Source organism: Hymenobacter rubripertinctus (assembly GCF_003583925.1).
In the GTDB taxonomy this organism is placed as follows: domain Bacteria; phylum Bacteroidota; class Bacteroidia; order Cytophagales; family Hymenobacteraceae; genus Hymenobacter; species Hymenobacter rubripertinctus.
This window is the reverse complement of sequence record NZ_QYCN01000023.1, coordinates 15,652-29,234: the sequence shown is the minus strand read 5'-3', so window position 1 is coordinate 29,234 and position 13,583 is coordinate 15,652. Positions and strand designations below refer to the sequence as shown.

12 protein-coding genes are annotated in these 13,583 nt (G+C 62.4%); 6 read left to right on the top strand and 6 right to left on the bottom strand.

Annotated features, from left to right (window positions below):
• The first annotated feature begins 41 nt into the window (after positions 1 to 41).
• From D0T11_RS14665 to ftsZ, 4 genes are all read left to right on the top strand, one after another.
• Positions 42 to 1,643 carry a UDP-N-acetylmuramate--L-alanine ligase gene (locus D0T11_RS14665; RefSeq protein ID WP_119656551.1) on the top strand — a complete coding sequence of 534 codons (1,602 nt, stop codon included), beginning with the start codon at positions 42 to 44 and terminating at the stop codon, positions 1,641 to 1,643.
• Between the two features lie 134 nt (positions 1,644 to 1,777).
• Entirely contained in the window at positions 1,778 to 2,536 is a 759-nt protein-coding gene (locus D0T11_RS14660; protein WP_119656550.1) for a cell division protein FtsQ/DivIB, read from the top strand.
• Positions 2,537 to 2,620: 84 nt separating this feature from the next.
• Positions 2,621 to 4,015 (top strand): cell division protein FtsA, encoded by a 1,395-nt coding sequence (gene ftsA, locus D0T11_RS14655; RefSeq protein ID WP_119656549.1) that lies wholly within the window; start codon positions 2,621 to 2,623, stop codon positions 4,013 to 4,015.
• 136 nt (positions 4,016 to 4,151) lie between these two features.
• Positions 4,152 to 5,636: a cell division protein FtsZ gene (ftsZ, locus tag D0T11_RS14650; protein ID WP_119656548.1), complete on the top strand. Its 1,485-nt coding sequence runs from the start codon at positions 4,152 to 4,154 to the stop codon at positions 5,634 to 5,636.
• Positions 5,637 to 5,714: 78 nt separating this feature from the next.
• On the opposite strand, the gene D0T11_RS22595 is transcribed toward ftsZ, so the two are convergent.
• Together D0T11_RS22595 and D0T11_RS14645 are read right to left on the bottom strand one after the other, a co-directional pair.
• On the bottom strand, positions 5,715 to 5,879 hold the full coding sequence (locus tag D0T11_RS22595; RefSeq protein WP_182888424.1) for a hypothetical protein: 165 nt from the start codon (positions 5,877 to 5,879) through the stop codon (positions 5,715 to 5,717).
• A 108-nt stretch (positions 5,880 to 5,987) separates the two neighbouring features.
• Positions 5,988 to 7,133 carry a cytochrome-c peroxidase gene (locus D0T11_RS14645; RefSeq protein WP_182888423.1) on the bottom strand — a complete coding sequence of 382 codons (1,146 nt, stop codon included), beginning with the start codon at positions 7,131 to 7,133 and terminating at the stop codon, positions 5,988 to 5,990.
• Positions 7,134 to 7,270: 137 nt separating this feature from the next.
• Here D0T11_RS14645 and D0T11_RS14640 point away from each other — a divergent pair, with 137 nt between their 5' ends.
• Complete coding sequence (locus D0T11_RS14640; protein ID WP_119656546.1) at positions 7,271 to 8,554, top strand: chloride channel protein; 1,284 nt, start codon at positions 7,271 to 7,273, stop codon at positions 8,552 to 8,554.
• A gap of 17 nt (positions 8,555 to 8,571) precedes the next feature.
• Here the strand turns inward: D0T11_RS14640 and D0T11_RS14635 are convergent, their stop codons facing one another.
• The gene (locus D0T11_RS14635) at positions 8,572 to 9,153 is read right to left on the bottom strand and encodes a helix-turn-helix domain-containing protein (RefSeq protein WP_147374672.1); all 582 of its coding nucleotides are present in this window, start codon (positions 9,151 to 9,153) and stop codon (positions 8,572 to 8,574) included.
• 400 nt (positions 9,154 to 9,553) lie between these two features.
• Here D0T11_RS14635 and D0T11_RS14630 point away from each other — a divergent pair, with 400 nt between their 5' ends.
• Positions 9,554 to 9,916, top strand: a complete 363-nt coding sequence (locus D0T11_RS14630) for a hypothetical protein (RefSeq protein WP_147374671.1) — start codon at positions 9,554 to 9,556, stop codon at positions 9,914 to 9,916.
• Positions 9,917 to 10,098: 182 nt separating this feature from the next.
• Here the strand turns inward: D0T11_RS14630 and D0T11_RS14625 are convergent, their stop codons facing one another.
• The 3 genes from D0T11_RS14625 to D0T11_RS14615 all read right to left on the bottom strand — a co-directional run bounded on the left by D0T11_RS14625 (position 10,099) and on the right by D0T11_RS14615 (position 13,583).
• On the bottom strand, positions 10,099 to 10,626 hold the full coding sequence (locus D0T11_RS14625; RefSeq protein ID WP_119656543.1) for an NADPH-dependent FMN reductase: 528 nt from the start codon (positions 10,624 to 10,626) through the stop codon (positions 10,099 to 10,101).
• 128 nt (positions 10,627 to 10,754) lie between these two features.
• On the bottom strand, positions 10,755 to 11,510 hold the full coding sequence (locus D0T11_RS14620) for a succinate dehydrogenase/fumarate reductase iron-sulfur subunit (protein WP_119656542.1): 756 nt from the start codon (positions 11,508 to 11,510) through the stop codon (positions 10,755 to 10,757).
• A gap of 138 nt (positions 11,511 to 11,648) precedes the next feature.
• On the bottom strand, positions 11,649 to 13,583 hold the full coding sequence (locus tag D0T11_RS14615) for a fumarate reductase/succinate dehydrogenase flavoprotein subunit (RefSeq protein ID WP_119656541.1): 1,935 nt from the start codon (positions 13,581 to 13,583) through the stop codon (positions 11,649 to 11,651).

Below are 13,583 nucleotides of genomic sequence, written 5' to 3'. Positions count from 1 at the left end.
CGCCGCTCAAACATCATCCTAAGCCCTCAATATCCTAACAAATGCAAGCCAACGTCTTTTTTCTCGGTATCGGTGGCATCGGCATGTCGGCGCTGGCGCGCTGGTTTCGGGCCAACGGACACGTGGTGAGTGGTTACGATAAAACGAAAACGCCCCTCACCGAAGCCCTGACGGCGGAAGGCATCCTGATTCACTACGACGACGCGGTGGAAAGCATTCCGGCGGCCGTGCGTGAAAACCCCGCCGATACGCTGGTCGTGCTCACGCCCGCCATTCCGGCCGGCCACCGCGAATGGGCCTGGCTGCGGGAGCAGGGCTACGACATTCGCAAGCGCAGCCAGGTACTGGGCCTGCTCACCCAGGGCCGCCCCACCATCGCGGTGGCCGGTACCCACGGCAAAACCACCACCAGCAGTATGGTGGCCCACCTGCTTCACCACGCCGGCGTACCCTGCGCCGCTTTCCTGGGCGGTATCAGCGTGAACCTGGGCTCGAACCTGCTCCTGCCGGAGTCAAGTAAAAGCGAAGAATTAAAAATTAAAAATTCTCCTGCGGAAGCGAATAATAACAGTCATAATCAGGCATCAAAAACGCATAACGAACAACAAAAAACAAGCAGTGAGAACGGCCTGGCAACTGGCAACTCGCCACTGGCCACTGATATTCCCGTGGTGGTGGAGGCTGATGAGTACGACCGGAGCTTCCTGACGCTGTTCCCGACCGTGGCCATCGTCACGAGTACCGACGCCGACCACCTCGATATTTACGGCGACGCGGAAACGCTGCTGGAGTCGTTCCGGCAGTTTGTAGGGCAGATTCAGCCCGGGGGCACCCTGCTCATCAACCACACGGCCGATGCCAGCGTGGCCGCCGCCGCCCCGGCTGGGGTGCGGGTGCTGCGCTACGGCCTGAGCCCCGAGCAGGGTCCCGAGCTGTACGCCAGCAACATTGTCGCCGAGGGCCATCTGTTCCGCTTCGACATGCACGGCCCGCCCGAACAGTCATTGGCAACGACGCTATCAGCTAACAGCTATCAGCCAACGGCTCAGATACAGGGGCTGGAGCTGGCCGTGCCGGGCTTCCACAACGTGGAGAACATGCTGGCTGCCGCCTGCGTGGCCCGCCTGTTCGGTCTTTCCGATGAGCAATTGCGCGCCGCTGTGGCCGCTTACCGGGGCGTGAAGCGCCGCTTCGAGTTCATCGTGACGGCCGGTACGCCCGCCGCCCCCAAGGTGTACGTGGATGATTATGCCCACCACCCCCGCGAAATTGAGGCTTTTTTACGCTCCCTGCGGGCCTTGTATCCGGGCCGCAAACTGCGGGTCATCTTCCAGCCGCACCTGTTCAGCCGCACCCGTGATTTTGCGGCCGGATTCGCTGAGAGTCTGAGTCTTGCCGATGAAGTGGTGCTGCTCGACATCTACCCGGCGCGGGAGCTGCCCATGCCGGGCATCACGTCGGAATTGATTTTATCCCAAATCACGGCCCCGCAAAAATCTCTGCAAACAAAGGCCGAAATTTTGCAAAACGCCGAAACCAATCCGAATTTTGACGTATTGGCCACCGTGGGAGCGGGTGACGTGGACCAGTTGGTGCCTCAATTAAGGAATATTTTGAATATTCGCTGGCGGAAAGGGCAGTGAGCGGAGCAATTGCCCCCCCTGGGTTTTTAGCCACCCATCTACCTGCCTCGGTCCCGATCCTGCTTCCGACGAATAGGAGTCTCAGACACCTCTAAAAAACAGCCTCCCAGTTCCCCCGTTCCTGAGTTTTTTTGATGAAGCGTAAAGCCAATAACCTGCTGTTTGCCACCGTCTGCCTGCTGTTGCTGGTGGCGCTGGGAGCATTTGCCGCCGTGCGGCAGTCCAACCGGCGGGTGGGCGGTGTGATGGTGTCCATCAGCAACGAGTTCAACAACTTCTTCATCGGCCAGCGCGAGGTAACCGGCCTGCTCACCCGCCAGGGCCAGGACCGCCTCGAAGGAGCCGCGTCCGAAGAGGTGAACCTGAAGGATTTGGAGGCCCGCCTGAAGGCCCACAGCTTCGTGAAGGAGGCCCAGGTGTATCGCGACCTGGCCGGTAACCTGCACGCCGACGTGCGCCAGAGCCGCCCCATTGCCCGCCTCGTGCACGCCGACTCCCGCCAGGACAGCTACCTCGACGCCGACGGGCGGCGGCTGCCGCTCTCGTCCCTGTTCACGGCCCGGGTGGTGCCCGTGTCGCGGCCGAACGGGACACCGCTGTCGGCCACCTTTTTTCAGGATAGCAGCGGCACGCGCTACCTGGAGTTTTTGCGTTACGTAGATGAAAAGCCGTTCTGGCGGGCGCAGGTCGCCGAAGTATTCGTGGGGCCGAACGGCAAAATTTCGTTCACCCAGCAAGTCGGCGACCAACGGGTCGAATTTGGCTTTCCTGAGAATATTTCGGAGAAATTTGCGAAACTGATGGTATTTTACCGGCAAATACCCCCTGTTCTGGGCTGGGATACGTACCACCGCGTCAACGTCGAGTTCAAGGACCAAATCATCTGCGAATAAAATTATCCGCCTAATACGCTACCTTAAAGCGTATTAGACACCCCTTTCCTGCATCCAACCGCAACTCTCTCGCCCTTCCTCCCCATGCAACACGATAAGATTGTAGTCGGCCTCGATATCGGTACCACCAAAATCTGCGCTCTGGTCGGGCGGAAAAACGAGTTCGGCAAGCTCGAAATTTTGGGCCTGGGCAAAGCCGTGTCGGAGGGCGTGGTGCGGGGCATCGTGTCGAACATCGACAAGACGGTGGACGCCATTAAGCGCGCCATTCGCCAGGCCGAGGAGCAGTCGGGCATCAACATTGGGGTGGTGAACGTGGGCATTGCGGGCCAGCACATCAAAAGCCTGCAACACAACGGCAGCATCACCCGCGCCTCGGCCGAGAACGAAATTACCCAGGCCGACGTGGAGCGCCTCACCAGCGACATGTACCGCCTCGTGACGCCCCCCGGCTCCCAGATCATCCACGTAATGCCCCAGGACTACAAGGTGGATTACGAGGAGGGCATCCTGGACCCCGTGGGCATGTCGGGCGTGCGCCTGGAGGGCAACTTCCACATCATCACGGCCCAGAGCACGGCCATCAACAACATTTACAAGTGCGTTACAAAGGCCGGGCTGGAAATCGATAACCTGATTCTCGAGCCGCTGGCATCGAGCATGTCGGTGCTGTCGGATGAAGAGAAGGAGGCCGGCGTGGCCCTGATTGACATCGGGGGCGGCACGACCGATCTGGCCGTATTCAAGGATGGCATCATCCGCCACGCGGCGGTGCTGCCTTTCGGGGGCAACATCATCACTTCCGACATCAAGCAGGGTTGCCTCGTGATGCAGAACCAGGCCGAGCAACTCAAGGTGAAATTCGGCAAAGCCATTGCCGAGGAAGCCTCCGAGTACGAAATCGTGAGCATTCCCGGCCTGCGCGACCGGGCACCCAAAGAAATCAGCCTGAAAAACCTGGCCTACATCATTGAGGCCCGGATGGAGGAAATTGTGGAGCTGGTGTACGCCGAAATTCAGCGCCTGGGCTTCCAGGACAAGCTGGCGGCCGGCATCGTGATGACCGGCGGCGGCTCCCAGCTTCAGAATCTGGTGCAGCTCACGGAATACGTAACCGGTATGGATACGCGCATTGGCTATCCCAACGAGCACCTAGGCAAGAGCAAGATCGAAGCCGTGAAGTCGCCGATGTACGCTACCACGGTGGGTCTCGTGCTGGCCGGCTACCGCTCCATCGATGATCGGGTGGCCCAGCGCGGCTACGACGAGCCCGAGCAGAACTACTACCGCGCCCCCACTGAGGCGCGCCCGGCCGCGCCGGTGGCCGTGGTTCAGCACAACGTGCCGGCCCCGCAACCGGCCACTCCGTCGGCTGGCGAGCCGGCCAAGAAATCGTCGGGAGCCGGCGACTTCTTCCAGAAGATCCTCAGTCGCACCAAAGGGTTGCTGATCGACGACTTCGACGACAAACAGTACTAGTTGTGAGTTGTGAGTTAAGAAGTATGAAGTATGAATGGAGGATTTCGTTGGTTCAGGTAATGAACCGGCTTGATTGTCTCAGTTCAAAATGCATAGTTCACACCTCATCGCTCATAATTCATCATTGACTTCCAACATGAATTATACATTTGACATTCCGGCGCAATCGACGTCCATCATCAAGGTGATTGGGGTGGGGGGAGGCGGCTCCAATGCCGTGAACCACATGTTCAGCCAGGGCATCAAGGACGTCGAATTCGTCATCTGCAACACCGACAAGCAGGCCCTGGCCTCCTCCACGGTGCCCAACCGCCTGCAAATCGGGGCCGACCTGACCGAAGGGCTGGGGGCGGGTGCGAATCCCGAACGGGGCAAGCAGGCGGCCATCGAGAGCCGCGAACAAATCCGGGAGCTACTCAGCAACGGTACCCGTATGGTGTTTATCACGGCGGGTATGGGCGGCGGCACTGGCACCGGGGCCGCCCCCGTTATTGCCAAAGTAGCCAAGGAGCTGGGCATTCTCACGGTGGGTATCGTGACGGCCCCGTTCATGTTTGAAGGCAAGAAGAAGCGGCAGCAGGCGGAGCAAGGCATCAAGGAGCTGAGCGAAAACTGCGACACAGTGCTGGTGATTCTTAACGATAAACTCCGCGAAATCTACGGCAACCTGCCCATCCGGGCCGCCTTCGCCAAGGCCGATACCGTGCTGAGTACGGCCGCCAAATCCATTGCCGAAATCATTACTGTGACGGCCGATGTGAACGTGGACTTTGAGGACGTGAAGACGGTGATGAAGGACTCGGGCGCGGCTGTAATGGGTAGCTCCGTAACGGAAGGCGAGAACCGGGCGGCCCGGGCCGCCGAGGAGGCCCTGGCTTCGCCGCTGCTCAACAACACCGATATCCACGGGGCTCAACGCATTCTGCTCAGCATCATGTCGGGCGACCAGGCCGAGCTGGAAATGGATGAGCTCACCGAAATCACGGAGTACATTCAGGAGAAGGCCGGCCAGAACGCGGAGGTAATTTTCGGCCACGGTATCGACCCCACGCTGGGCCAGAGCATCCGGGTGACGGTAATTGCCACCGGCTTCGCCCGCGACGCCCACAACATCACAACCGTGGTGCCCCGCGACCCCAATGCCGTTGAGGCGGAGGTGGGGGAAGCAGAGGAGGAGCGCCCGGAAAACACGTCCGTCGTGCCCACGTTCGGGACGCCCACCCCGGCAGAATCTGAGCCGCAGGTAGTGAAGCGCGACCTGGAAACCTCCCCCGCCCAGCACGGGCAGCCAACGGTATCGGCCCCCTCGATGCCCACGCCCGAGCCAGTTCTTTATCAGCAGCCCCAGACGACGACTGCCCCGGTAGCTGCCCAGCACGCGCTGCCCCGCCCCTCGCTGGATGCCCGGGCCGAGGAGCGCCGCCAGCGCCTGCAAGCCCTGAGCAACGGCCTGACCAACGACACGCTCAAGGACCAGCTGGATACGCCCGCCTACCTGCGCCGCCAAGTGAAGCTGGAAAACGTGGTGCCCTCCTCGGAGCAGAACATCAGCCGCTTCAACCTCTCCGACGACAACGAGCTGCTGGGCGACAACCGCTTCCTGCACGACAACGTGGACTAACGGACTGAGGATGCTATTCATGTAAAACGCTCATCCGGCCAGCCGGATGAGCGTTTTACGTTACAGAGGGCGCGGGGCTCAGCGGATGGAGTCGGGCCGGAGCAGGGCGGAGTCCTCCGGAAAGTGGGCCGGGGTCATCATTTCGCGGTCGGGACTGAGGGGGCGGCCCCGGCTCTGGCGGGGACTCAGGGTGCAGGAGACGAGCGCCAGGGCCAGGCTGACGCAGAGAAGCAGGCGTTTCATAGGAGCAGAAAGCAGGAAGCGGAAGGAGAAGCACGCCTCTATACGGGCCGCCGGCTTTGGGCGGCTGAGCTGCCCGGTTAAATGCCGGCCCCCACCAGCTGCCGGCCCTCAGAAGGGGTTGGCAAACCGCTTGTCGGTGAGGAAGGTGGAGTCGGTGAGCGTGTGCAGAAAGGCCAGGAGCTGGGTCTTTTCCTGGGCCGTGAGGTTGAGGCGGGTGCCGTTGGGGGTGTTGGAAAGCAGCACGTTCGGGTCGATGCCGGGGCTGGTGGTTTGCACGTGCTCGTTGTAGTGGTCGAGCACTTCTTCCAGCGTTTTAAACCGGCCGTCGTGCATGTAGGGGGCCGTCTGGGCAATATTGCGCAGGGTGGGGGCCTTGAAGCGGCCCCGGTCAAGCGCCTGCCCCGTGACGCCGGCCCGGCCGGGGTCGGCGAAGGTGCGGTCGAGGCCGTTGTTGAAGAAGTCGGGGGAGCTGAACAGGCCGTTTTCGCTGCTGTGGCAGTGGTGGCAGGCCCCGCCCCGGATGAAGAGGCCGCTCACTTCGCCCGGATGGTCGCTAAACAGCCGGGCTCCGGCCCGCTCGGTGGGCGTGAGGGAGCCTTCCTTGCGGATGTAGTGGTCGTAGGGCGAGTTGGCCGAAATCAACGTCCGCTCGAACTGGGCCAAGGCCCTGAGCACGTTGGTTTCGGTGATGGTGCTGCTCCCGAAGGCCTGCTGAAACAGGGGCGGGTAACGGTCCGTCTGCTGGAGGCGCTGCACGCCGGTGGCCAGCAACTGGTGCATTTCTACGGGGTTTTCGAGGGGCCTGCGGGCCTGCTGCTCCAGGCTGGCGGCGGCCCCGTCCCAGGTCAGCGTTTTTTCCCAGAGCACGTTGGCCAGGCTCATGGTGTTGCGGCCATGTTGCTGGCCCTCGGCCCCCAGGGCGCGGGCGCGGCCATCGGTAAAGGCCCGGCTTTGCTGGTGGCAACTCCCGCACGACTGCGTGCCGTTGCCCGAGAGCCGCACTTCGTAGAACAGCTGCCGGCCCAGGGCCACGCCTTCCTCAGTGAGCGGGTTATCGGCCGGGATGCCCACGTGCTGGGGCAGGTTGGCTGGCAGCGTGAGCACGTAGGGCGTGGCCGTGGAGGGGTTCTGGCCCCCGTCGTCGGGCTTGCCTTGGTCGCCGCAGCCCGTCAGCAGCAGCAGCAGCAGCAGCAGCAGCAGCAGCGCCCCCATCAACCCCAGCCCGAGCGGCCATCGAAAAGCAGAAGAAGTCATGATGAGCAACAAAGCAACGCAGAACGAAATGTAGTAATTTTCCAACCGAACGGGAGGGTGGCAGGGGTCGTTTCCGGCTGCCGGGATGCTGGCGGCGGCCGATGTACTTTTGTTCGCCCGCGCTTCGGGAATTGCCTATGAAGAACCCTCTGCCTGCGCTTCTGACCGAATACCGGCTGCTGCTGCTCTACCTGGGGCGCTGGCTGGTGCTGGGGGCGGGCGTGGCCCTGCTGGCCGGCACAGCCTCGGCGGGGTTTCTGGTGGCCCTCGACTGGGCCACCAACTGGCGCGAGGTCCACGTCTGGATGATTGCCCTGCTGCCCGTAGGGGGGCTGCTGGTGGGGCTGCTCTACCACTACTGGGGGCAAAGCGTGGAAGCCGGTAACAACCTGCTGCTCGACGAAATTCACCACCCCCGGGCGGTGCTGCCCCTGCGCATGGCCCCGCTGGTGCTGCTGGGTACCGTGCTCACCCACCTGTTCGGGGGCTCGGCGGGCCGGGAGGGTACGGCCGTGCAAATGGGCGCTTCCCTGGCCGACCAGCTCCACCGCCGCCTGGGCCTGCACCGCCGGGAGCGGCGCGTGCTGCTCATTGCGGGCATCAGCGCGGGGTTTGCCTCCGTATTCGGGACGCCGCTGGCCGGGGCCATTTTCGGGCTCGAAGTGTTTTTTTTGGGCCGCATCCGCTACGATGCTATCCTGCCCGCCTTCCTGGCCGCCGCCGGGGCCGACCTCGTGACCCGGGCCTGGGGCGTGGGCCATACCGCCTACCCGCACCTGGGTGGGGCCATGGTGCCGGCTCTGTCTGTGGAAACCCTGTTGCTGGCGGCGGCGGCGGGCGTGGCTTTTGGGCTGGGCGGCCGCCTGTTTGCCGGGGCTACCCACGCGGTGGGCCGCTTTTATAAAAGCCGGGTGAAGTGGCCCCCGCTGCGGCCCGCGCTGGGTGGCGTGGTGGTGGCCGGCCTGGTCTGGGCCCTGGGCACCACCGACTACATCGGGCTGGGTGTGCCCACCATCGTGGCCGCGTTCCGGGGGCCGCTGGTACCGTATGCCTTCGCCCTCAAAATCCTGCTCACCGCCCTCACGCTGGGGGCCAGCTTCAAGGGCGGCGAGGTAACGCCCCTGTTTTTCGTGGGGGCCACGCTGGGCAACGCCCTGGCTTGGCTGCTGCCGCTGCCCTTGCCGCTGCTGGCGGGCATGGGCTTCGTGGCCGTTTTTGCGGGAGCCGCCAACACCCCGCTGGCCTGCACGCTCATGGCTATGGAGCTGTTCGGGCAGGAGTGCGGCCTCTACGCCGGACTGGCCTGCGTGGTGAGCTACCTGTTCTCGGGCCACCGCGGCATCTATTCGGCCCAGGTTATCGGGGAGCCCAAGCACCGCCGCTGGGTACGCCAGCAGGGCAAGCCGCTGCGGGAGGTTTGAACGACGCGAGCAGGCCGCTAGAGAATCTGGTTGGCTTTCAGGGCGGCTACTTCGGCCCGGAGCCCGGCCACGCGGGCCGCCAGGAGCCAGCGAGTGGTAGTAGTAGCGGCCGGCTCAGGTTCGTCGAGTTCCAGGTCCAGGGTCAGGCCTGCGAGCCATTTCGTGTAATGGGCGGCCTCGGCCGCATCGGCCGGAGCGGCAGAAGCCCGAAGCTGGGTCAGGCCGCGCCTTCGGCGGGCCATTGCAGCGGCCTGCTGCTGCTGACGCGCCAAGCGCTGGCCCAGTACCAGCAGCAGCAGACGGGTATCGCGCACGCGCTGGTGCAGGGCATCGGGCGCAACGGCGGCGGTTGGCGCAGTGCTGCCTAATAGCTGCTCCGGGAGCGGAAGCGGTGCCAGCGGATCGTAGAAATCGGGCTCCGGGGCCACCGGCGGGCCCTGGCCCAGGGGCGGGGGCAACAGGCGGCTCAGTGCCACCAGGCGCGGTGCCAGCCGCGCCGATAGGCTCCGGCGGCCCGTTTCCAGGTGGTGTACGAAGCCGGGTGTAACGCCCAGGTAGCGGGCCAACTGGCGCCCCGTCAAGGCAAAATGAGCGCGCACGGCTGCGGTAAGACTGATTAAGGGTGCCGCCGGAGTTGGATTAGTCGGATGCATATCGGAGAAGGAACAAGGCTGATATACCGACAACGTCGGAGGAGGCGGTTTGTATATCTGAGCTGGTATACAAGTTTCTTCCTCCAACGCTGTTTGTATACCTGAGTAGTATACAAATTCCTTCCTCCGACGCGGTCGGTATACCACTCAGGTATACAAGCTTCTTCCTCCGACGCGGTTCGTATACCTGAGGGGTATACCGATCCTCTCCTCCGAGCCAGCTTGTATACCTGCGGGCGGCGGTGTTGCGGCACCGGCTTCGAACAAGCCTTCGGGCCTGGTGCGCCAGCTGCAAACGATGTGCAAGCGGGGTGTTCATCTCACTACGAATCTCTATTTTCAGCTCATGGCTCGTCTGTTCCTGCTTCTTGGCTTCGGTCTGCTGACGTCTCTGGTGGGGCGCGTCCATCCTACACCCGGCGCGGAGCAGCTGCTCATGCAGGAGGCCACGTTTATTTTCGAGGGGGAGCTCATACGCACCGTACCGTACTTCCTTCCCGATGGCATCCGTCTGTTCCATGCCATTCTGGTGCGGGTTACCCGTGTTCTGAAGGGCGTATTGCCATTTGAAACCGTGGAAGTAGTGTACCCCGGGGTGCGAGTAATGGCTACTTTTCGGACACCTGCCGGGAAGAACTGCGGATTCTGGCCCTGTCAATTCTGGTCCCGACGTTTAGTCGGGACCAGAATTGACAGGGCCAGAGAATAAGCGAAACAGCGTGCCATACCTACAAAACAAGCGAAGCATCTGCCGCCGCAAGGTAGAGTAGGATGCGCGAACAACCGCCGCCGCCGGGGCCTGGACTTCAGCCCGCCGCCCATGAAAAGGCCGCTTTTACAGGGGGGGGGCGGACTAAAGTCCGCGCCACAGACCGACTTTGTACCCGTCAGTTAAAACCGCAGCAAGTGCTCTACCTGCTCCTGCAACACCTGCTGGTACAGCGGCTCCGTCAGCGCGCCATCGTCGCTCAGGTGCTGGTCGATGAAGGGCAGGCGCACGCGCTGGGGCAGCACGGCCGTGCCCAGATACATAAGAATGTCGGTGAGGTGGTTGAGGGCGAGCAGGCCGCCCTGACCGCCGCTGCTCAGGCCCACCAGGGCCGCCTTCTTGCCCCGGATACCACCCGGGTAGGGGAGGCCGTCGATAAACGCCTTCAGTACCCCCGGAAACGAGCAGTTGTATTCCGGCACCACGAACACCAGCCGGTCGGCGGCATTGGCCAGCTCCACCAGTTGGTTGAATTCGGGGTGCCGCCCGCTGTTGTCGTAAAGGGCCGAGGTAGTGAAATCGACGGGCAGCAGGGCCAGGTCCAGAATCTGGGCTTCCGCGCCTTGCTCGGTCAGCAGGTTCAGGTACAGATCGGCAATGCGGCGGGCGCGTGAGTGGGGGCGGTTGGTGCTGGCTACAATGGTTATCATCAGGGTAAATAAGAGGCTGAAATAAGTTGCCGGGCCGCGCGGAAGAGTGCCTGGCCCTGGTACACTAAAAAGGCGAAGCGGAAGTCCGCTTCGCCTTTCGGGCAATCCTGTTAGCGTAACCGAAAACCTTACGCCAGGTTATTGGAAGTAGCTTTAGCAGCCAGAAACTCCTGGTTGAGAATCGCAATGTTCTCGAGCGAAATGCCCACCGGGCACTCGGCGGCGCAGGAGCCGATGTTGGTGCAGGCCCCGAACCCTTCCAGGTCCATCTGGGCTACCATGTTCTCCACGCGGGTTTTGCGCTCCACGTGGCCCTGGGGCAGCAAGGCCAGCTGGCTCACCTTGGCCGATACGAACAGCATGGCCGAAGCGTTCTTGCACGAGGCCACGCAGGCCCCGCACCCGATGCAGGTAGCCGCCTCAAAGGCCCGGTCCGAAATGTCCTTCGGAATCGGAATCTCGTTGGCGTCGGGCGTGCCGCCGGTGTTGATGGATACGTAGCCACCGGCCTGGATAATCCGGTCGAAGGCCGAGCGGTCCACGCTCAGGTCCTTGTTCACGGGGAAGGCCGTAGCGCGCCAGGGCTCGATGGTGATGGTGTCACCATCGGAGAACTTGCGCATGTGCAGCTGGCAGGTTGTGGTACCCTGCTCGGGGCCGTGGGCGCGGCCGTTGATGAACAGGTTGCACGAGCCGCAGATCCCTTCGCGGCAGTCGTGGTCGAACGCCACCGGCTCCTGACCCTGGCGCAGCAGGTCCTCGTTAAGCACGTCCAGCATTTCCAGGAACGACATATCGGGCGAGATGTCTTTTACCTGATAATCAACGATGCCTCCCTTGGTAATGCGGTTTTTTTGACGCCACACCTTCAGGGTGAGGTTCATCGGTTTGGCGTTAGGATTACTTCCGGCCATTTTATTGTTGGCTATTAGCTGTTAGCTGATAGCTGTTAGCTGATCGGGCTGATGGAGCTGTCGGCACAAGGCTAACAGCTAACAGCTAAGGGCTAACAGCTGAAAAAATTACTTGTAGCTGCGCTGGGTGAGCTTGACGTTTTCGAAAGTCAGCTCTTCCTTGTTCAGGATTTCGGGCTGATTGTCGGCCGTGTACTGCCAGGCGGCTACGTAGGCGTACTCGTCGTCATTGCGCAGGGCCTCACCTTCGGGCGTCTGGTACTCCTCACGGAAATGACCCCCGCAGCTTTCGTTGCGGTCCAGAGCGTCGTCTACCATCAGCTCGCCCAGTTCCAGGAAATCAGCCACGCGGCCGGCCTTCTCCAAGGCCTGGTTCATCTCGTTCTCGGTGCCGGCCAGCTTCAGGTCGCTCCAGAATTCGCGGCGCAGCTTCTGAATTTCGGCTTTGGCATACCGCAACCCCTCGGCGTTGCGCGACATCCCGCAGTACTCCCACATGAGGTGGCCCAACTTCTTGTGGAAATCGTCCGGAGTACGGGTTCCGTTGATGCTCAGCAGCTTCTGCACGCGGGCTTCCACGTCGGCCTGGGCCTGCTGGAAAGCGGGGTGCTCGGTGGTTACCGGCTTGGGCGGCGTTTGGGCCAGGTAATCCCCGATGGTGTAGGGAATCACGAAGTAGCCGTCGGCCAGGCCCTGCATCAGGGCCGAAGCACCGAGGCGGTTGGCCCCGTGGTCGGAGAAGTTGCACTCGCCGGTAGCGTACAAGCCGGGCACGCTGGTTTGCAGGTTGTAATCCACCCACAGGCCGCCCATGGTATAGTGCACGGCCGGGTAAATGCGCATGGGGCGCTCGTAGGGGTTTTCGCCGGTAATTTTGGCGTACATGTCGAACAGGTTGCCGTATTTCTGGCTCACTGCCTCGGCCGAGGTCCGCTGGATGACGTCCGCGAAATCCAGGAATACGGCCAGGCCAGTCGAGCCTACGCCGCGACCCTCGTCGCACATCATCTTGGCGTTGCGCGAAGCCACGTCGCGGGGCACCAGGTTACCGAAGGCCGGATACTTGCGTTCCAGGAAGTAGTCCCGGTCGGCCTCCTGAATGTCGTTGACGTTGATTTCGCCCTTGCGCAGCTTCTCGGCCGTTTCCTTGGTGGCCGGCACCCACACGCGCCCGTCGTTGCGCAGGCTTTCCGACATCAGCGTCAGCTTCGACTGGTAGTCGCCCGATACGGGAATGCAGGTGGGGTGAATCTGGGTGAAGCAGGGGTTGGCGAAGTACGCGCCCTTTTTATGGGCCCGCCACGCGGCGGTGGCATTGCAGTACATGGCGTTGGTGCTCAGGAAGAACACGTTGCCGTAGCCACCGGTAGCCAGCACCACGGCGTGGGCCGCGTGCTGCTCCACTTCGCCGGTGAGCAGGTTACGGGTGATGATGCCCCGGGCCTGGCCGTCCACCGTCACCAGATCCAGCATTTCGGAACGGGTGTAAAGCTTCACTTTGCCATAAGCCACCTGGCGCGAGAGGGCCGAGTATGCCCCCAGCAGCAACTGCTGCCCGGTCTGGCCCCGGGCATAGAACGTGCGGCTCACCTGAGCCCCGCCGAAGGAGCGGTTGGCCAGCAATCCGCCGTACTCGCGGGCAAAAGGCACGCCCTGGGCCACGCACTGGTCGATGATATTCACCGACACCTGGGCCAGCCGGTACACGTTGGCCTCGCGGGAACGGTAGTCGCCGCCCTTCACGGTGTCGTAGAACAGGCGGTACACCGAGTCACCGTCGTTCTGGTAGTTTTTGGCCGCATTGATACCACCCTGAGCCGCGATGGAGTGTGCCCGGCGGGGGGAGTCGTGGAAGGTAAAGGCCTTCACGTTGTAGCCCAGCTCGGCCAGCGAAGCCGCTGCCGAAGCTCCGGCCAAACCGGTGCCTACTACAATGATGTCGTACTTGCGCTTGTTAGCGGGGTTGACGAGCTTGACGTTGAACTTATGCTTTTCCCACTTCTCGGTTATGGGGCCTTCGGGAATTTTGGAATCCGGAAACAT

Excerpts from the sequence above, each read along its gene's own strand:
- D0T11_RS14665 (WP_119656551.1), top strand. The coding sequence starts at position 42 with ATGCAAGCCAACGTCTTTTTTCTCGGTATCGGTGGCATCGGCATGTCG.
- D0T11_RS14660 (WP_119656550.1), top strand. The coding sequence starts at position 1,778 with ATGAAGCGTAAAGCCAATAACCTGCTGTTTGCCACCGTCTGCCTGCTG.
- ftsA (WP_119656549.1), top strand. The coding sequence starts at position 2,621 with ATGCAACACGATAAGATTGTAGTCGGCCTCGATATCGGTACCACCAAA.
- ftsZ (WP_119656548.1), top strand. The coding sequence starts at position 4,152 with ATGAATTATACATTTGACATTCCGGCGCAATCGACGTCCATCATCAAG.
- D0T11_RS22595 (WP_182888424.1), bottom strand. The coding sequence starts at position 5,879 with ATGAAACGCCTGCTTCTCTGCGTCAGCCTGGCCCTGGCGCTCGTCTCC.
- D0T11_RS14645 (WP_182888423.1), bottom strand. The coding sequence starts at position 7,133 with ATGACTTCTTCTGCTTTTCGATGGCCGCTCGGGCTGGGGTTGATGGGG.
- D0T11_RS14640 (WP_119656546.1), top strand. The coding sequence starts at position 7,271 with ATGAAGAACCCTCTGCCTGCGCTTCTGACCGAATACCGGCTGCTGCTG.
- D0T11_RS14630 (WP_147374671.1), top strand. The coding sequence starts at position 9,554 with ATGGCTCGTCTGTTCCTGCTTCTTGGCTTCGGTCTGCTGACGTCTCTG.
- D0T11_RS14625 (WP_119656543.1), bottom strand. The coding sequence starts at position 10,626 with ATGATAACCATTGTAGCCAGCACCAACCGCCCCCACTCACGCGCCCGC.
- D0T11_RS14620 (WP_119656542.1), bottom strand. The coding sequence starts at position 11,510 with ATGAACCTCACCCTGAAGGTGTGGCGTCAAAAAAACCGCATTACCAAG.
- D0T11_RS14615 (WP_119656541.1), bottom strand. The coding sequence starts at position 13,583 with ATGTTTCCGGATTCCAAAATTCCCGAAGGCCCCATAACCGAGAAGTGG.